Annotated in this window: 17 protein-coding genes and 3 pseudogenes; 9 read left to right on the forward strand and 11 right to left on the reverse strand. The window is 66.4% G+C overall.

Annotated features, from left to right (window positions below; translation table 11 throughout):
- The first annotated feature begins 404 nt into the window (after positions 1 to 404).
- Positions 405 to 1,661 carry a cytochrome P450 family protein gene (locus ACRYCC_RS42755; RefSeq protein ID WP_433819926.1) on the forward strand — a complete coding sequence of 419 codons (1,257 nt, stop codon included), beginning with the start codon at positions 405 to 407 and terminating at the stop codon, positions 1,659 to 1,661.
- Positions 1,662 to 1,771: 110 nt separating this feature from the next.
- On the opposite strand, the gene ACRYCC_RS42760 is transcribed toward ACRYCC_RS42755, so the two are convergent.
- The 4 genes from ACRYCC_RS42760 to ACRYCC_RS42775 form a co-directional block, all read right to left on the reverse strand.
- The gene (locus tag ACRYCC_RS42760; protein ID WP_433819928.1) at positions 1,772 to 1,906 is read right to left on the reverse strand and encodes a hypothetical protein; all 135 of its coding nucleotides are present in this window, start codon (positions 1,904 to 1,906) and stop codon (positions 1,772 to 1,774) included.
- Positions 1,907 to 2,887: 981 nt separating this feature from the next.
- The gene (locus tag ACRYCC_RS42765) at positions 2,888 to 3,328 is read right to left on the reverse strand and encodes a hypothetical protein (RefSeq protein WP_433819930.1); all 441 of its coding nucleotides are present in this window, start codon (positions 3,326 to 3,328) and stop codon (positions 2,888 to 2,890) included.
- A 347-nt stretch (positions 3,329 to 3,675) separates the two neighbouring features.
- Entirely contained in the window at positions 3,676 to 4,032 is a 357-nt protein-coding gene (locus tag ACRYCC_RS42770) for an alpha/beta hydrolase family protein (protein ID WP_433819985.1), read from the reverse strand.
- Positions 4,033 to 4,792: 760 nt separating this feature from the next.
- Positions 4,793 to 5,512 (reverse strand): SDR family oxidoreductase, encoded by a 720-nt coding sequence (locus ACRYCC_RS42775; protein WP_433819932.1) that lies wholly within the window; start codon positions 5,510 to 5,512, stop codon positions 4,793 to 4,795.
- An 83-nt stretch (positions 5,513 to 5,595) separates the two neighbouring features.
- Here ACRYCC_RS42775 and ACRYCC_RS42780 point away from each other — a divergent pair, with 83 nt between their 5' ends.
- Positions 5,596 to 6,168, forward strand: coding sequence for a TetR/AcrR family transcriptional regulator (locus tag ACRYCC_RS42780; RefSeq protein ID WP_433819933.1), 573 nt, complete (start codon positions 5,596 to 5,598; stop codon positions 6,166 to 6,168).
- Between the two features lie 36 nt (positions 6,169 to 6,204).
- Here the strand turns inward: ACRYCC_RS42780 and ACRYCC_RS42785 are convergent, their stop codons facing one another.
- Both ACRYCC_RS42785 and ACRYCC_RS42790 read right to left on the reverse strand, forming a co-directional pair.
- Positions 6,205 to 6,453 (reverse strand): SDR family oxidoreductase, encoded by a 249-nt coding sequence (locus ACRYCC_RS42785; protein ID WP_433819934.1) that lies wholly within the window; start codon positions 6,451 to 6,453, stop codon positions 6,205 to 6,207.
- Positions 6,454 to 7,229: 776 nt separating this feature from the next.
- Complete coding sequence (locus tag ACRYCC_RS42790) at positions 7,230 to 8,039, reverse strand: class I SAM-dependent methyltransferase (RefSeq protein WP_433819935.1); 810 nt, start codon at positions 8,037 to 8,039, stop codon at positions 7,230 to 7,232.
- Between the two features lie 419 nt (positions 8,040 to 8,458).
- Between ACRYCC_RS42790 and ACRYCC_RS42795 the strand changes: the two genes are divergently transcribed.
- From ACRYCC_RS42795 to ACRYCC_RS42820, 6 genes and pseudogenes are all read left to right on the forward strand, one after another.
- Entirely contained in the window at positions 8,459 to 8,818 is a 360-nt protein-coding gene (locus tag ACRYCC_RS42795) for a hypothetical protein (protein ID WP_433819936.1), read from the forward strand.
- A 118-nt stretch (positions 8,819 to 8,936) separates the two neighbouring features.
- A pseudogene (locus ACRYCC_RS42800) lies at positions 8,937 to 9,188 on the forward strand (transposase family protein); the annotation flags it as partial.
- A gap of 572 nt (positions 9,189 to 9,760) precedes the next feature.
- The gene (locus ACRYCC_RS42805) at positions 9,761 to 11,116 is read left to right on the forward strand and encodes an FAD-binding oxidoreductase (RefSeq protein WP_433819937.1); all 1,356 of its coding nucleotides are present in this window, start codon (positions 9,761 to 9,763) and stop codon (positions 11,114 to 11,116) included.
- Between the two features lie 2 nt (positions 11,117 to 11,118).
- On the forward strand, positions 11,119 to 11,910 hold the full coding sequence (locus ACRYCC_RS42810) for a bestrophin-like domain (RefSeq protein WP_433819938.1): 792 nt from the start codon (positions 11,119 to 11,121) through the stop codon (positions 11,908 to 11,910).
- Between the two features lie 39 nt (positions 11,911 to 11,949).
- The gene (locus ACRYCC_RS42815) at positions 11,950 to 12,933 is read left to right on the forward strand and encodes an integrase core domain-containing protein (RefSeq protein ID WP_433819939.1); all 984 of its coding nucleotides are present in this window, start codon (positions 11,950 to 11,952) and stop codon (positions 12,931 to 12,933) included.
- A gap of 132 nt (positions 12,934 to 13,065) precedes the next feature.
- Entirely contained in the window at positions 13,066 to 13,362 is a 297-nt protein-coding gene (locus tag ACRYCC_RS42820; protein ID WP_433819940.1) for a hypothetical protein, read from the forward strand.
- 209 nt (positions 13,363 to 13,571) lie between these two features.
- Here the strand turns inward: ACRYCC_RS42820 and ACRYCC_RS42825 are convergent, their stop codons facing one another.
- Both ACRYCC_RS42825 and ACRYCC_RS42830 read right to left on the reverse strand, forming a co-directional pair.
- Positions 13,572 to 14,447 (reverse strand): YVTN family beta-propeller repeat protein, encoded by an 876-nt coding sequence (locus ACRYCC_RS42825; protein WP_433819941.1) that lies wholly within the window; start codon positions 14,445 to 14,447, stop codon positions 13,572 to 13,574.
- 256 nt (positions 14,448 to 14,703) lie between these two features.
- Complete coding sequence (locus ACRYCC_RS42830; RefSeq protein WP_433819942.1) at positions 14,704 to 16,005, reverse strand: Dyp-type peroxidase; 1,302 nt, start codon at positions 16,003 to 16,005, stop codon at positions 14,704 to 14,706.
- Between the two features lie 582 nt (positions 16,006 to 16,587).
- Here ACRYCC_RS42830 and ACRYCC_RS42835 point away from each other — a divergent pair.
- A pseudogene (locus tag ACRYCC_RS42835) lies at positions 16,588 to 16,689 on the forward strand (ATP-binding protein); the annotation flags it as partial.
- A gap of 315 nt (positions 16,690 to 17,004) precedes the next feature.
- Here the strand turns inward: ACRYCC_RS42835 and ACRYCC_RS42840 are convergent.
- From ACRYCC_RS42840 to ACRYCC_RS42850, 3 genes and pseudogenes are all read right to left on the reverse strand, one after another.
- Positions 17,005 to 17,163: a hypothetical protein gene (locus ACRYCC_RS42840; protein ID WP_433819943.1), complete on the reverse strand. Its 159-nt coding sequence runs from the start codon at positions 17,161 to 17,163 to the stop codon at positions 17,005 to 17,007.
- 126 nt (positions 17,164 to 17,289) lie between these two features.
- Positions 17,290 to 17,565 carry an oxidoreductase dimerization domain-containing protein gene (locus ACRYCC_RS42845; protein WP_433819944.1) on the reverse strand — a complete coding sequence of 92 codons (276 nt, stop codon included), beginning with the start codon at positions 17,563 to 17,565 and terminating at the stop codon, positions 17,290 to 17,292.
- Positions 17,462 to 17,680: pseudogene (locus ACRYCC_RS42850) on the reverse strand (FAD-dependent oxidoreductase); the annotation flags it as partial. The gene ACRYCC_RS42845 and the pseudogene ACRYCC_RS42850, both read right to left, overlap by 104 nt.
- Positions 17,681 to 17,834: the final 154 nt, after the last annotated feature.

Here is a 17,834-nt window from a genome sequence, read left to right on the forward strand (position 1 = left end):
CCGGCGGGTTCTGGGTGCGCTCGCGCGGAGTCTGCGGACGGATTCCCTCACAGCACCGGCCGGCCGTCCCTCATCGCCGTGTGGCACCTATCTGGACCCCGCCGTCGCCATGGCCGCCCGAGCCCAAGCCGAGCGCGCGGGCCTGCCGGAACGCCTGGTCCAGATCACGGCCGAGGCCGTACTACTCAAGACCGCGCTCCGCATGAAACGCGAGGAGGCGATGCCTTCCGCGCAACCCCTGCCCGAAGCCTCGCCACCGGTCCGGGACCGGCCACCGAACTCGCCTGGCTGGTCGACCTCGCGCACGCCTTCACCCGAACGCCCGCAACCGCCGACACCGCCCCGAAGTTCCACCAGGATGGTTCTCACGCCCCCGCATGACCGGCCCGCCGCACAGGAGCACCATGGATCCGACAACGCACACCGCACCCGGCCGCCCCACGGCCCTGGTCAATGACGCTGACTTCATGGCCGATCCGTTCGCAACCTACGCCGAGTGGCGTCAAGCCGGGCCCGTGCACCGGACTCGTACGCCCGACGGCGCGTGGGTGTGGCTGGTCACCCGGTACGACGACGTCCGGGCCGCGCTCGCCGACCCCACCCTTTCCCTGAACAGGAAGAACGCCCGACCGGGCGGCTACCACGGGTTCTCCCTGCCGCCCGCGCTGGATGCCAACCTGCTCAACCTCGATCCGCCCGACCACACCCGGCTCCGCCGACTCGTCTCCACCGCATTCACCCGCGTACGGATCGAAGCCCTACGCCCGCTCGTCCAGCAGCACACCGACGCCCTGCTCACCGAGCTCCTCGCCGGCACCGGCCGCGCGGACCTCATCAGCGCTTTCGCCGCACCCCTGCCGATCGCCGTCATCAGCGACCTGCTCGGCATACCCCCCGGCAACCGTGCGGACTTCCGCACCTGGACCAACACCCTGATCACCCCGGACCCCGGCCAGCCGGCAGCCGCCCGGCAGGCGCTCTCCGACATGCTGCGCTTCCTGACCCGGCTGATCGCCGACAAACGCACCGACCCCCGCGACGACCTGATCACCGCCATGCTCACCGCCCGCGACGAACACGACCACCTCAGCGAAAGCGAACTGCTCTCCCTGACCTTCCTGCTCCTGTGGGCGGGATACGAGAACTCGGTCCACCTGATAGGCAACGCCCTCCTGGCCCTGCTCACCCACCCCGAACAGGCAGCGACACTGGACCCCGGCTCTCCCGTCCCCAGCCAAGCCTTGGGCGAGTTCCTGCGCTTCGCCGACCCCAACCAGTACGCGATCAGGCGGTTCCCTACCGAGGACATCACCATCAGCGGAGTGACCATCCCCGCCGGGGACACCGTGCTGCTCTCCCTCGCCTCCGCCAACCGCGACCCCGACCGGTTCCCCCATCCTGAGACACTCGATCTCACCCGCTCCGACAACCCCCACCTGAGCTTCGGCGCCGGAATCCACTACTGCCTCGGCGCCCCGCTGGCTCGCCTCGAAGCAGAAATCGCCCTCGGTACGATGCTCCGCCGCCTCCCGGACCTCACCCTTGCCACCCCTGCCGACCAACTGCGCTGGCGCCCCTCCTTCCGCAGCCGCGGCCTGCACGAACTCCCAGTCACCTTCACCCCCGCCGCCGTCGGCAGGCTTCCGATTCCAGGTTCCTGATCTTGGAGGATGCTCCGGGCGGTTTGCGGCCGTTCCGGGCCTGCGTCCACCGAACACCAGGAGACACCGGCCGGGAGCGCCAAGCTCCGATGTGATGCCACGACGGCCCTTCAGGGCTCACGGCGCAACTTCTCGTACAGGTCGGTGGTCAGCGGTTCGAGCTTCCCTTGAGGGAGGTGGCCGGTCAGTTCCTCGTAGCAATGGCGGACGGCTTCGAGGCGTCCGAGCTCGGCGTAAATGTTCAAGGGACGACCTCCTGCACACGAAGGTCTACGCGATGGCCGCGCAGCTTCTCGCGGTGTGCGTCCTTGACCGTCGACCACAATCTCGCGGGCCCTCGGCCGTCCATCAACGGGACGAGCGAATGGGCTCTCGCAGGGAGTCGGGCACGTCCGGCAGCCGCGGCGCGTGGTCCGCTCCCTGGCCCGACTGAGCATGGCAGCCGCTCGCCGAGCCGATCCACGTCGCTCGTCCTCGCTGCGCTCCGGGCGCTCCACCTGGATGGCCCGCTGATCGGCCGCCTGTCAGCCGCCGGCCAGGGACGGTACCCGCGCCGCCGATACGGCGGCCGCCACTCCCCCGGCCGGAGGGAGAATCATGCTGTCTCGCCAGGTGGCATGGTGGTCGAACTGGTGGCCCCTGATTTCGGCTGTCGCCGCGTGGACCGTGCTGGCCTGCGGTGTAGCGCACTACCCCGTGACGGTGTCGTGTTCGTCGCTGTGGTCGCGGTCTACACCCTCACGTTCGTCGTGACAGCGATCATCGAGGTCATCCGCGACCGGAGGCGGCACGCGGGAATGGTCCGTGTTCGGATCTTCCACAATCTGGTCACCGGCCGGTTCGGGCTGGCGGCCTACACGCCCGGTCACAGCGTCACCGAGAGGCCTTCCGGACCTTCATGCCGGCCGCGTCGCCGGACAAGGTCTGCGAGCAGATCTTCGCACTTCTCGGCCACGACCGCGCCACCATTCTGCCGTAGCTTCCACCGGCGGAACCGATGATGGCCAGGCGCGGTCTCGAGCTCGGTGACGAAACACGAAGAGTGCGGCCGGAATGCGGCAGATATAGGCCGCGCCGGAGCGTTATGAGAGGGTCTTTCCACGTCGGCGCTGTGCCGCCAGAACGGTCACCGATTCGGTCTCACCAGCACCTCCTCCGGTTGCCGACGTCCTGCGCGAGGTGATGTGATCACCGGCCTGCGACGGCGGCCTGCATCCGGCGGGAGATCAGCGCTCAATGGAAGTGACGATGCTCTTAGCGGCTCTCCGCTTCATCCCAAGGTTCAGCCGGAGCAGCGACTGACCATCGCTGCGGTCGGCGACCGTGACCTGGGTGAGCAGGCCGGACTTCAAGGAGGCGGTGAGAGCTGGGCGCGGCGCCTCAAAGACCAGGTCGCCAGGCTTCGACGCGCTGTGGGTCTTGGTGAAGAGCAGGACCCGGTGTGAGGTCACCACGACCCAGACGGCCGGAGGAACGGTGAATGCGATCAGCCCGGCCCCGCCCGTCGCCGCCGTCGTCGCCAGCCCGGTCACCAGGCCGGTCGCCAGGCCCTTGCCCAACTGCTTCTTCATCCCACGCTTGAGCTGGGCAATGACGGCGACCTCGATCGTCTCCCCGTCATGTACGTGGGCGGCGAGATGGCGCAGAACCCTAGTGTTGACCGACATCGAAATCCCCTTAAAGCGCACATGAAGTGCGAGCATCGTAGAGCACCGGCACCGTCAGAAGGAATGGCGCGGACCTGTTTCGGCCCGCAAGACCGGCAAAAGTAGCGTGCCGTGGATTCCCATCGGCACACGGCCCGTTTCTGCCGTAATCCGGAAGCGATCACTATTTCATCGGGCAACAGGCTCGCCTCCGGCCCAGCCCCACCGCGTTATGAGACGGCGCAGGCGTGAAGGTGAACCTCCGGCGCGTCGTGAGCACCCCCGTTCCCGACCCGGCGCTGGCTGGGCCGGAAACCACCTACCCGAACGGCCGCGAGCTCGGCCATCAGCGCTCAACGGCTGTGTTCCTACGCGGTCTGGCCGGATCGGCCATCCTTGAGGCGATGGGCGAGGAAGTCTGCGATGTCGGTGAACGCCTGAATTTCATTGTCGCGGTTGGTGAAGCCGTGGCCTTCGTCCTCGTAGAGGTCGTAGCTGACCTCCACATCGCGGGCGCGTAGCCGCTCCACGATCTGGTCGGCTTCGGCCTTGGGCACCCGCGGATCCTGAGCCCCCTGGATGACGAACAAGGGCGCTGAGATGTTCTCCACATAGTTGACGGGTGAGCGGGAGCTGAGCAGCTCGGCGTCCTTGTCGGGGTCACCGAGCGTGGCGTTGACGAAGTACCGCCAGGTGGGCGGGCACGCGCGGGCCAGCGTCATCAGGTTCGAGGGGCCCTCGGGTTACGCGATCAATCCTGGTCTGATCGTGGAAGGCAGTTGGGGTATGGCGGCTGCCGTCTTCGACAGCAGCCGGATCGCCGGCCTGGGCACTGTCATTGACCGGTGTCGAATCGCGCTTCAAGGTCGCGCGGCAGCGCGAGCTGGGAGCACTCCTGCTGAGCAGCGCCCACCAGTTGACCCGAGCACTCGCTTGACTGCGGACGAGATCGCGTTCCAGGCTTGCCGTCGCCTTACTGTTTCAGGTACGGGTGACGGCGTCGCCTTGATGAGCCCCTCAAACTGGCAGCTTCTCCACGGAAGTTCGGCTCCTCGCCGAGCAGCCAGCCCGTCGGACCGCCTAGTCCCCTAGGCAGTCCGACGGACACGAGATACGCCCCATCGGCGCCGTCGGGAGACCTGTCGCTATCCGCGTGCACTGCGGGCAGTCTCGTGCCGCTCGGCCGCTGAACGGAACACCGAACAAGATCGGCCACTCTGCGGCCCAGATTCCGCATGCGGTGACGGGCCGACCGACACGTCGCGCATGGACTTGGCCCTCGAGCGTCCACTGACCACCCCGCACCACCGGTCGACGTCGACGGCTCGGACCGGTGGAATACCAGACGTCCTCGGTCGAAGAGCCCCGTGACTCTGCGGGTGTGCGGGACCGTCCGATCGCTTCCGCCATGATCAGGATGGACCGGATGTCGGCTGTCGGCGCATCACGTGTCCCTACGCTTCGGTCGCTGCTCGTCGAGCCTGGTCAGTTCCCCGCCAGGGCCGAGAACAGCTGCTCGTATCGTTCCGACGGATCAAGCGCGAGTCCGGACTTCACGAACCTCGCCCAGTCGTCGGCCAGCACCTCGTCGAGACCCGACTCGATGGCGTCCAGACCGGCAGCCGCCAAGGTCGTCGGGGAGATCTTCGGCGCTTGCACGCCTGCGGCCATGTCCGTGTCGACAAGGCCCATGTGCACGCCGACGACGTGCGTGCCTTGATCCGCGAGCTCGAGGCGCGCACTGTCGGTGAGGCTCCAAGCCGCTGCCTTGGAAGCAGCGTAGGCGCCAGCCCCCGGGACGGTGAACCACGAGACTGCCGAGACGACATTGAGGATGGCACCTCCCCCGTTGGCCTTCAGAATCGGAGCGAACGCTTGAGTCATGAGCAGGGGGCCGAAGAAGTTCGTGTCCATCTCTCGCCTGATGTCCGCCACGTCGCCGGAGATGACGGACGTACCAGTCGAGATTCCCGCATTGTTGACCAGGACCTGGACGTCGCCGGCCGCGTCGGCAGCGGCCCGGACCTGTGACGGGTCCGTGATATCGAGCTGGATCGGCTCGACGCCGTCCACGTCGACGGCGCTCGCATTGCGCGAGGCCGCGTAGATCTTCGCCGCTCCGCGCGCCTTGAGCTGCGCGACGAACTCTGCGCCAATGCCTCGGTTGGCTCCGGTGACCAGCACCACGGCGTTCTTCAACTGCATGAGATCTCTTTCTATAGCGATCACTATGAATTGCGATCCGACCATACCACATTCCATAGCGGTCGCTACGATATGCTGAGGACATGGCCGGCAGACCTCGAAGCTTCGACCGCGACACCGCGCTGGCGGCCGCCATCGAGCTGTTCTGGCGCGCAGGCTACGAGGAGACCACCATCGCGATGCTGACGAGAGCCATGGGCGTGACTCCCCCGAGCTTGTACGCGGCGTTCGGCGACAAGGACAGCCTGTTCAATGAAGCCTCCGCGCTGTACTTCCGCCGGACCTGCGAGGCTGTCGACTCTGCGGCCGCCCGCCCGACCGCCCGCGAGGCCATAGCCGTCATGCTCGACGACACCGCCCGCGCGCACACCGACACGCTGACGCCGCTGGGCTGCCTCATGCTGACCGAGCCACGCCTGGCCGCGCAACGGGAGGACATACACGGTCGGCTCAAGGACCGGATCGCACGAGGGATCACAGACGGCGACCTCCCGGCGACCGTTCAGCCCGACCATCTGGCGTCGTTCCTGATGGCGGTCATGCGAGGCATGTCTGGGTGCGCCAAGGACGGAGGTTCCACCGAAGAACTTCTCGCCATCGCCAGCTTCGCCGTGGCCGCCATACCAGAATCGCCGCCCACCCAGAATCAGGGATGACGAAGCAGATCGAGCATGTCGATACATCGGCTCGTGTCACTCAGTGACGAGCCCGCGCCCTAGTAAAAGCGTGTTGCCCCCTGAGACGTTGATCGTCGCGCCCGACACGAACGAGGCGCGGTCGAAGCACAGGTACACGGTCGTGTCTGCGATCTCCTCCGGACGCCCGAAACGGCGCAACGGCGTCGCGGCCTCCATCGCGGCCCGCTGCTCCGACGACAGACCCGCTCGCATCATGGCGGTATCGATGAGTCCCGGCGCGATGTGGATCGACGGCATCCGCATCGGCGCCCATCGCGCCACCGAACACTGGCTCGACCAAGCCGACCGAACCCTCACCGAACACAGATGGATCCGCCCCGACCACGCCCCTGAACATCGGCACTGACCCACCTCCGCCCCAGACCGACCTATCTCACTGCAGAAGAGCTACACCCGTTCCAGACGGCCATCGAGGCCGTCGATGAGCTGCAGTCCGCCGTATGGCGATGCGCCTACCGGCGGGTGCAAATGATCAAGCGGTGGCCGTGGGCCGCAAGGTAGAACCTGAGCGCTGGAGAGCGGAGCCCGACAAGCTCCTCGACCGGATGGCCGGGCGGTTCGCCCTGGTGGCGACCCGCCGCCGCGCCCGCGGGCCGGGAACTGAGTGACCTTGACCGGCGGGAGGGTGAGCAGCGGCGAGCCGAGCACTTCGGCCGCTACGGCCACCAGGCCTACGCCGATCCCGACCTCATGCGCACACCCAGCACCGAGACCGAACAACCGAGCACAGATCCCGTGACGGCGAACCCGAAAACGACGACGCGACACCTCCACCGTCATGAGCCCAAGGCCAGTTGCGACACCGTCCGGCAAGGTAGAAACGCTTCAGGAAACGGCCCTTCTGCCAGGTAAATTGGCGCAAGGGACCACCCCGCACCCAGCCACCAACGGCGCCGATGGCAGCGGACGAGCTGCAGTGGGCACCAGTGCGGCTCGATGGGGCGGCGAGGGCAGTGCAGCCAGCCGGCCCGGAAGGGCGCTGAGCCCGGCTGAGCCGAGGAAGAGCCGCGGCGTCTGGCTCAAGCTCGCGGCCGGCGGCGTCGGCCGATGGTGAGGACGGCGGACCAGTGCCGGGTGAGTCGTCCGTCCGGGCGCGCGGCGAGGCGGCGGCGTACTTCGCGGTAGAGGTATTCGCGCTTGGCGGGCTCCATGGCGATGTGGCCGGAGAATGTCTCGAGCAGGGCGATGTACTCATCCGCGGTATAGCGCCGGGCCCAGACGTAGCGTCGTGTCCCGACGACCGTGAAGTGCCCGGAGTCCTCGAACTCGGCGGCGGTCGAGTCGGGCTGGTCCTCGGGCGGTGGCGGTGGCCAGGGGCCGCCATCGCCTTCGTCTATCTGCTCATAGACCTGTTGGATCTCGGTGAAGAACGGGTCGAAGTCCGTGGGGAAGGCGTGCCCGGCGTCCCACACCGCCAAGTGGCCGCCTTGGGTGAGGAGGGCGGAGGCCTTGGCGTACTTGGCTTCCGGATCCACCCATTTCCAGGCGGTAGCCGCGTAGATGAGATCGAACAGGACGCCTGTCGGCGGCTCCCAGCCCTCGAATGACGACGTGATCACCGAAGCATCGGCGAGTTCTGCCAGACGGTGCCGTGCCTCCGCCGCCAGAGCATCGCCGAGTTCGATCGCGGTGATCCTAAAGCCCATACGTGCCAGCGGCAGCGTGGCCTTCCCCGGGCCGCATCCGACCTCCAGCAGGTGCGCGGGTGGCTCGACCCCCGCGATCGCGAGCAGGTCGGAATACAGCTCGGCAGGGTAGTCGGGGCGCGCGTCCTGATAGAGGGCAGCCGCTCTGTCGAAGGTGGCTCGCAACCGATGCTCGCGGGACATGCTCCCATGTTGCATGGCTGGGCGGCTCAGGGCGGGCCTGGTCGGGGGGGCACAGGATGTAGTCGAAACTGAACGTTCGTGGAACTGGCCGCTGGGCTCGAGTACCAGGAGCGTGCACCGAAGGTCAGCCTCGAAGTCCCGGACGGCGTCGCCGAAGGTGGCTTTGGATGCCGCCGCCGTCTTAATCTGAACGTTGCCAGCTGCCTTGCCACCTAAGTCCGGAACTTGCCAAGTCACGCGGACAGGACAACAGCGGCCTTATGCCCAAGGCGGGCGAAGCTCCCTTCTTGCCCGGAGCAAGTTATCGGTTATCTCTGAGATACGTTCTGGATCTTGCTTCGGATGGCTACCGTACGCAGTGGGCGGGCCGCGCATGCCTCCCGTGAACCAGGCCATGTGAGTGAGGCAGGAGGCGGCTGGTGAGCGCGGCATCCGAAGGCGCCGACCCGACGGCACGCCGGCCCAAGAACCGGATCCGCCGCGATCGCAAGGTGGGGCCGCTTTCGCTGTCGGGTGAGGAGATGGCGATCCTGCGGCGGGCCGCCGTCCAAGCCGGTCTCACCCCGGGCGCGTACGCGGCCCAGGTTGTGGTCGCGGTCGCACGCCAGGAGATCACTGTGCTGCCCTCGGATGTGCGGGGGCTTGTCTTGGAGCTGGTACAAGCGCGTGCCCAACTCGGTGCGGTCGGCGCCGTGCTGCGGACGATCGCTGGTGGTATCGGCAGGGAGAGCGATGCGGGCGTTGTGTTGCGGCGTCTGCGGTGCTCCAAAACCGGCTAAAAGCTGAATATCGGCAAAGCACTATGCGTCGGCGAGATAGCTTCACACGTGGAGGTGCTCATGCCTACGTCGCTACGAAGCGCCCCGGGATCGTAGCGGCCGTGACCGGCCGGGCGATCGCGTGCTTCGCCGACAAGGCTACCTCGGTGCCGGCGGAGCGATCGGTACCCCTCGCCGCAGACCCAAGGGCCGCGGACTGAACAGACCGAAGAAGCTATTCAACCGCCACCACGCCAAGATCCGCGCCCTCGGCGAACGAGGCGCTGCGACCCTCAAGAGCTGGCACATCCTACGCAAGGCCCGCTGCTCACCATCTCGCCTGACCACCATCGTCCAGGCCATCCTTACCCTGCACCACCAGGCCCAATGAAGATGGAAAAGGCTCAGTGTGCGTTGTGAATGTTCTCCCAGTCTGAGTGCTCTTGGCGTCCATTCTCTGGGATGATCTTAGTGCTCGCGTGAAACTTGATGTTCGGAGGGACTGGCATGTCAGCAAAGGAGAGAGCGGCTGAGCTGCTGGACTATATGCCAGGCTTCACGGCTCGAGATTCCAGGTAGATCATCCGGGCAGACCATTTTCGTCATTGTCCATGAGTTTCGCGCGAAATGTCTGTAACGTCCCGCCGCAGGGCATCGGTCGGCGCCCCCTTGACAATGTCTTGCGCATGCACGAGCATCATTTGAGCCCCCTGTTGTGGAAATGCACATCGGGAGATGGGGGGTTGCGGTGACGAAATCAGCCGGGGGCGCCGAGGGTTCGGTCGAGCCTGGAGGTTACCGACAGGAGGTGACACGGACGCCCGGTCCCTCACAGGGAGGTTGTTCCTCCTGGCCGGCTTGTGTTCAACCGCGAGGCGCTCGAGCCCAAGCCCTGAGGCGCAAGCGTCGTCACGCATTGACGAGCGGTAGCCGTCTGACTGCCATGGCAGGAAAGTGCCGCTCATGACCACGGGCAAGAGCCGGCCAGCTCAGCTCACCGGCCGGGTCATCCACCCCGACAGCCCTACGTACACCAAGGCTCGCACCGACTGGGACGGGCTCTACCGCTCCTACCCCTTGGTGATCGTCTTCGCCAAGACGACGGAGGACGTCGTCAACGCGATCTCCTGGGCACGCCAGAACGACGTCGCGCTGCGGGTGCGCAGCGGCCGCCACAGCCTCGAGGGCTGGTCCAATGTGTCCGGTGGGATCGTCATCGACGTCAGTGAGATGAAGTCCGCTCGGCTCGACCCGGCGTCTCGTACTGTGACCGTCGGGGCGGGTTTCACCCAGGGTGAGGCCGTGACGACGCTCGGCGAGGAGGGCTTTGCCGTGGCGACCGGAGGGGAGGCGACCGTCGGGCTCGCTGGTGCGACGCTCGGCGGCGGCTTGGGCTTCCTCACCCGCAACTTTGGCATGGCCTGCGACAACTTGCTGGCGGCCGAGGTTGTCGTCCCCTCGGGCGACGACGGCGCCAAGGTGATCACCGCCGAGGAGCACAACAACCCGGACCTGCTGTGGGCCCTGCGGGGCGCCGGCAACGGCAACTTCGGAATCGTGACCTCCTTCACCTACAGGATGCACCCGCTGAAGCAGGTCAGCTTGCTCGAGGCGCGGTGGAATGGTTTCGAGGACCTGCGGGGTGTCTTCGACGCGTGGCAGCGGCAGGCGCCAGCGACCGACTTGCGCCTCAGCAGCGTGCTCGACATCGGTCCGGACGGGATCAACCTCTTGGCTGTGCTGCAATCGGGGTCGCCGACCAAGGCCAAGGAGCTGCTCGCGCCGGTGCTGTCGGTGGGCAACCCCGACGTCTCCGTCGAGGCCGGGAGCTGGGCCGACATCTTTGCCCGACTCCAACCGCCGTCGAAGAGTGCGGTTGAGAAAGCAAAGAACTGGAAGTTCTTCTCGCAGTTCGTCACTGAGCCGTACCCGGCGGAGGCGATCGATATCGTCGGCACGTTCATGAGGAACGCACCTTCGGAAGTGAGCGATTACTTCTGCTCGAGCCTCGGCGGCGCGGTTAAGAAGGCGCCACCGGGGGGCTCGGCGTTCGTGCACCGCGACGCGCTCTTCTACGCCGAGCCGGGCGCGGGCTGGAGCGGCGACGCGATCACGCCCAGGGCACAGGCCTGGGTCGCCGAGTTCAGCCAGGCGCTGCGACCCTACGTCAACGGCGCGTACGTCAACGTGCCGAACCCGGGCATGGTCGATTGGGAGACCGCCTACTGGGGTGACCATTACGCCCGTTTGCGCGAGATCAAGGCCAAGTACGACCCTGACAACGTCTTCCAGTACGAGCAGAGCATCCCACCGGCCTGAACATGCTCACCATCCTGATATACGTGCTGATTCTCTGGGGCTTCATCGCGCTCGGATGGCTTGTGGCGTGGTGGCTGAAGCGGCGCGGGGCGGCCATGTCCGGGCAGTTCACCAACGTCGTCCTGTTCGTCGGGTTCTTGTTCGGGTTCCTGCTCACCACGCTCCAGGTATTCGCGACCAACCACTACTCTGACGCCCGTTCTCAGGCCCAGTCCGAGCCGACGAGCCTGGTGGCGGTGTATGACGAACTAGGCGTATTTCCGCCGCAGGTCCGCACAACGGCGCGTCGCGAGGTCATCTGTTACATGTGGTCGGTCGCCGAGCGTGACTGGAAGGCGCAAGGGCGGGGGGGCATTGAGGAGGCGCCCGACACGATCGTGCGGGGCGACCGCCTGCGTAACCTCAGGACCATGCTTCCCCAGGGCTCGCCGGCAACCCAGGCCGCATCTCAACAGGTCAGCACGGACCTGAGCGACGCGGGCAAGGCGCGCCAGCAGCTCCTGTTCCTGGCTCAACCCCGAATACCGGCAATCCTGTGGGCTATCGTGTTCGTCAGTGGTGGCCTGCTGATTTTCTTGCTGGTCGGCGACTCGCAATCGCAACAAAAGATCATCAGGCGCATAGTGTTGGTTGCAGTGGCCGTGCTGATGACTGTCGAAGTCGCTTCCCTCGCCGTCCTCGACCGCCCGTTCTCTCCCATCGCTCAGGTTCAGGCCAACGCGATGAAAGACGCCATCGCACTGTTGGAGGCCGGCCGCACCGGGCAACCCACCCCGCACGACTGTGGTCTGTAGCCACCGACCCGGACCACCATCCGGGATCTCGTGGTCCGGATGGCCACCGAGAATCCAACGTGGGGATATAGGCGCATCGCCGGCGAGCTGGCCAAGCTCGGCCGTCGCATCGCCCCCACGACCGTCTGGTCCATCCTCAAGAAGGCAGGCATCGACCCCGCACCGCGTCGCAAGGGGCCCACCTGGGGCGAGTTCCTACGCTCGCAGGCCGAAGGAATCCTGGCGTGCGACTTCTTCATCACCCTGGCACGGTTGTACTGCTTCGCCATCGTCGAGCACGCCACCCGCCGGGTCCACGTCCTGGGCGTCACGGCGCACCCGACCGGACCGTGGGTCACCCAGCAAGCCCGCAACCTCATGCTTCACCTCGGTGAACGCGTCGACGGTTTCAAGTTCCTGATCAGGGACCGCGACCGGAAGTTCACCGGCATGTTCGACGAGGTCTTTCGGGCCGAAGGCCTGCGCATCGTGCTTACGGTGCCGCAGGCACCACACATGAACGCGATCATGGAACGGTGGGTCGGCAGCGTACGCCGCGAGCTACTCGACCGAACTCTCATCCTCAACGCCGCGCACCTGCGCAAGGTCCTGGCCGAGTACGAAACCCACTTCAACAAGCACCGGCCACACCGGGCGCTGAACCAGGCATGCCCATTGCGGACGCTCCCCCACCCCACCGAGACGGAGACCAAGGTCGTCCGACACGATCGTCTCGGCGGCCTCCTCCACGAGTACAGGTCCCATAGGGTGGCCGAGTTTCCGGCACCGACAGGCTCCCCGTTTGGCTCCCCTCGGCCAACAAGATCGAAAAAGGGCCCCGGAATGATCTCCGGGACCCTCTCTGACCTGCTGAAACCCGGTGGGCGATGCTGGGATCGAACCAGTGACCTCTTCGGTGTGAACACCATCCGCCACCCCAACCACACAGGCCTTTCATGCCTCCGCCCAGCGCAGAGACGCGACTTCCGTTCCATAGGAACCCGTTCCGAGAAGATCAAGTCGGTTCTGATCTCCCGCAATTAACACTTCCCTCCTCCATAGCACGGTTACTCACAGTTACGACGCTCCTGCTGACGGACAAGACGGACATCGATAGCCTGTGCCGCGCCAGAACTTGTGCAGGGCGGTTGACCTGGGCGTCTACCCTCATCGGTCATGGCCTCCGGACTCCTGTATTTGGTCTTCGTTCGTCTGATCGGCTGGCTGATGCTGCTCGCCCGAACTTCGGCCTCCGAAGACGCGGAGATTGTGGTGTTGCACCATGCGGTCTCCGTGCTGCGGCGCCAGGTATCCCGGCCGCAACCGGACTGGGCTGACCGGGCGATCTTGGCCGCCCTGACACGTGCCCTGTCGGCCTGGCTGCGCGGTCATCGGATCGTGACGCCCGGCACGCTACTGGCCTTTCACGGCTCACAACCTCGGACGAGGTCCGCAACGCCCTCAACCGGCTGACGGACATCGGAGCCGACGAGATCATCTTCTACTGCTGGTCCCCCGGACGCCTGGCAGATCGACCGCTTCGCCGAGGTATAGGGCACGATCATCGGGAGGAACTGCTGCCAGGCCGGCCCGCCCCGGGTCGTACGCTGACAGGGCACTCCCACATCACCGGATCGGAAAACCCGCTGATCCTCCATGAATTCTGGACTGGACGATGGGCGTCACGGGCTCACTGCCACGCCGTAGGGGCTGGTCCCGACCGGGATCGTTGCGACGATCTTGAGGGTCTTGGGATCGATGACCGTGAGGGTGCTGGCTCCCTGCTCGGTGACGTAGACCGCGCTGGAGGCGACCGCCACATTGAACGGGTCGGTGCCCGGGGGGCCGACCGAAACGCTCGCCGAGACCCGATGACGACGGGCTTCGAGCACAGTCACCTTCCCCGGGCCGAGAACGCAGACGTAGGCCGACCGGCCGTCCGGGGCGAGCGCGACATCGAGAGGACCCTCGCCGACCGGCACGGTGGCCGTCACCGTGCCGGTACGGGTTCCGACCACCGTGACGCTCGCAGCCGCCTCGTCTCCAACGTAGACCGATCCGCCGTCCGAGGTGACCGCTACGCCCACCGGAGAACGGCCCGCAGGCAGAACGCGCACGGCCCGACGCGTACGGGTGTCGATGACCGACACACTGCCCGACCCTGCGTTGGCGACGTAGGCTGCAGCACCGTCGCGACTGACGACCACGCTCACCGGCGAGGTGCCGACCGGAACAGTCGCGATCACCCGGTTGGTACGGGTGTCGAGCACCGAGATGCTGTTCGAACCGCCGTCGGCGACGTAGAGGAACCTGCCGTCCGGCGTCAGATCAACACCACTGGGACTCTTCCCGACCGGTACGGTTGCGACGATCTTGTTGGTTCGGGTATCAAGCACTGAGACCTCGGCCGATCCGTTGTCGGCGATGTAGGCGTGTCTGCCGTCCGGAGCGACCACGATGCCTTCGGGCGCGGTGCCGGCCGGCACGGTCGCGACGACCCTGTTGGCTCGGGCATCGACCACGGAGACCGTGTTATCGAGCTGGTTGGTGACGTACACGTGGCCGCTAACGCCCGAAAGAACGGCCCCGGAGGGCATAGAGGCCGAGGCTGGACCAGCCGATGCGGCGGGGAGACCGGACGCCGGCAAGAGCCCGATGCCAGCTCCCAGTAAAACCCGGATCGCCTTCCTACGCAGCCGGCCGGCGGTGTCGACTCTGGTTCGCCGGTGGAAATGCATCTCGCCTCCTGTGCACATCGCAGGGGTCCAGGGGCCGAACCGCCTCGCCGGAGACCGCCCCTCCCTGTGGCGGCGGTCAGGTCAGGAGTCCACGGGCGTAGTAGTCCTGGTCGTCGCGTACGCCTGGAAGGGCGAAGAAGTAACCTCCGCCCCGCGGACTGATATACGGCACCAGTGCTTCGCCTTCCAACCGGTTCTGCATCGTGATGTAGGTGTTGAGCTCGCGCTGGAAGCAACAGAACGCGTGCCCCAGGTCGAGGCCCCCGTGTACGTCAGGGCTTCGGTCGTAGTCGTAGCTGCGACGCAGAATCGCGCTGGTCGACGCGGTCTGCGGGGTCTGCGGATTGGCGAGGCGAATATGCGAGTCCAACGGGGTGATCAGCCCCTGCGGGTCGTTGGTGTAGATGGGATCGAGGAGGTCCGAGGCGTTGTCGGACATGGCGTACATCGGGGCGCCACTGACCTTGCGGCGTCCGAAGATCCGCTCCTGTTGGGCCAGTGGCACCCGCTGCCACTTTTCGATATTGAAATGGACGATGCGCACCACCTGGTAAGTACCTCCCGCCGCCCAGGCGGGCTCAGTGGTGTGCGGCTGCACCCAGACCTCCTGGTTCATCTGAGCGGTGTCCGTGGTGTCCGGGTTGGCGGTGCCGTCCTTGAAACCGAACCAGTCGCGTGGGGTACCGACCGGGCGCGGCGGATTGCGCTGGCAGTTGATGCGCCAGCGCGGCGTCATCGCGCCGTTGGTATGGGCCAGGACATCGAGCAGTGTGTGCACCGTCGTGTCTCGGTGTCCCGCGCACACCTGCACCAGCACGTCGCCCTGGGACAGCGCGGGGTCCAGGTCATCGTGGCGGAAGGGCCGCATGGTGACGAGCTGGACCGGTTTGCGCGCGCCTAATCCGTAGCGACCGTCGAAGAGGGACGCACCGAGGGCGAGGGAGATGGTGAGATCGTCCGGCACGACCTCGGGCCCCAGGAGGTCGTTGTCCGGTGGCGCTGAACCCTCAGACGCCTTCGGCGGAGTGCCGCCCCTTGTAAGAAAGCGCGCCCGCGCGGTCAGGGTTCGGAACAGGTCAGTGAGTTCTCTGCGGTCAGACGCGATCACGTCGAAGGAGACGAAGGTCCCGATCGGCTGTGGAGGGGTGGCGATACCCGCTTGATGGTAGCCGTGGAACGGAATCGCACTCGTGCTCCCGTTGTCGCTCCACGCCCTGTTGGCGAAGGCCGCATCGCTGCCCAGCATCTTCCCGCCCGCCGCCCCGACAAGGCCAGCGGCTGTGCCCCGCAGAAACGACCTCCGCCCAAAGCCGCCCGCCGGGCATCCTCCGCTGCGCCACCCGTCGTCCTGGGGGGAGGGGCGCCATTCGTCGGTCATGCTTTCCCCCGAATGAGTGTGTCGGCGGTACGCGAACCGACCGCCAATGGTCCTTAATAGGCGAAAATACCCAAACCTAGGTGCTCAACTCCCAGCCGGGTTCGTCTTTCGTCACCCACAGTGACCTGCCGTGTGGGCAGAGCGTGGCACAACACCCACAATGATCATCCCCCTTGAAGGACACTCGGCTTTGGGTCAGGTGGATGTCGGCGGCAGGGGACCTCCTGCCCGTCCGCGGTGCAGACCCTTTGATCGTGACGCGCACGGCATCGCCGACGTGAACCTGATGGAAGCCGACAACACGGGACTCAGTCGCCGCGTACAACTTCACCGGGATGGTGACCAGACCCAAACAGATCGCGCCCTTCCCGATCGCACATTCCCTCCGGGTGCCGGGGGGCCGCGGTGCGGGAGCCACACCATGAGCGGCAACTGACTGCAAGGGGCGTCACGTGAGCTGAGGCCTGGGTGACCCCCGTTGCCTGGCCCAAAACCGCCTGAATCTGCCACGGCGAACGTTCGTGGGCAGCGCGCTAGCGATCTCCTCGCACCGGGCCTCAGAGGCCAGGAAAGCCCGACTCCGGCGGCAGCGGACTCGGCCTTGCCATCTCCCGCGACATCGCCCACACCCACCACGGAACCCTGCGCATCGAGGACTCACCACGAGGCGCCCGATTCGTCCTTCGGCTACCGCTCCTGGACACCCAAACACGTCCAGGTGCGGACGAGGTCGAGCGCAGCCGCGCGCTGACCGAACAGACCGAAGCACCGGCTCCGAAGCAGGCACAGACGCCGGCCATCCAGGTGAAGGTGATTAATCCGGCCCGCGCTCAGCGGCTGATCGCTTGGGCACTATGCCAGGGGGCCCTGGACCGCCGCCTGGGTGCCGTAGCCCAGGTCGATCCCACCGCCGTGGTGACGGCCGTCGACGACTCTTCCTGCGCAACCGATCGTACGGCGGCCCTGCGCTGCGCTTGGCGAAAATCTCATCCGTTCAGGTCAGGCGGCATGCTGGTACTCATGGAGGGTCTCCGGACTGCCGTACACCTTCCTGCGCAACAGCTGGTACGCGGAGATGTACGGCGGCGACCTGCCCGGCATGGTGGAGCGCGGCGCCATCGTCACCACATCATCCCAGCGCCAGATCGACGGAGTCATCCAGGACCGGATCGGCGGCCCGGTATCCGGGCTCGCGTCGCAGTCGCAGTCGCAGAAGACCCTCGGCGATGGCCGCCGAAAGGCCCGCGTGCCATGCCGCGCCGAATGCACGCTGCGGCTTGCTGATCAAAGTTCGAGTTGTTCGAGCAGGTACAGCCAGACCTCACTGACCGTGGGGAACGATGGCACGGCCTGCCGCAGACGTTCGAGCGGCACCTCGCCGATGATGGCGATGGTCGCGGAGTGCAGCGGCTCCTGCATGGTGGGGCCGGTGAAAGTGGCGCCGATGATCACCCGCCGCTCGGAATCCACGACCAGTTGGAACCCGGCGAGCCGCGGCGAGCACGTCGCCGGGACGTAAGAGCGCTTTGCTGGGGATGCATCCCCAGTAGGCGCATTCACCGCCGACCAGCTCGCGCTCGACCACGGTGACGGTGAGCCCATCGTCGGCGCACCGGCAGGCGGCGCCCTCCCCCGCGGGGCCTGCCCCGACCACGATCACATCAGCGTCGTCCATGTCAGCCTCCTCGCACGAACGTCACGAGATACTGTCTTCTGACGCGCCCAAGCGCTACAGGACACCGCTGGAAATGTCTCGGTCAGCGGGAATCCTGGAACTCAATTTCACCGAGTCATCCCGTTATGGGCGTAACGCCAGCCGCTCTGGCAGG

The organism is Actinomadura scrupuli (genome assembly GCF_050971785.1).
Classification (GTDB): domain Bacteria; phylum Actinomycetota; class Actinomycetes; order Streptosporangiales; family Streptosporangiaceae; genus Actinomadura_E; species Actinomadura_E scrupuli.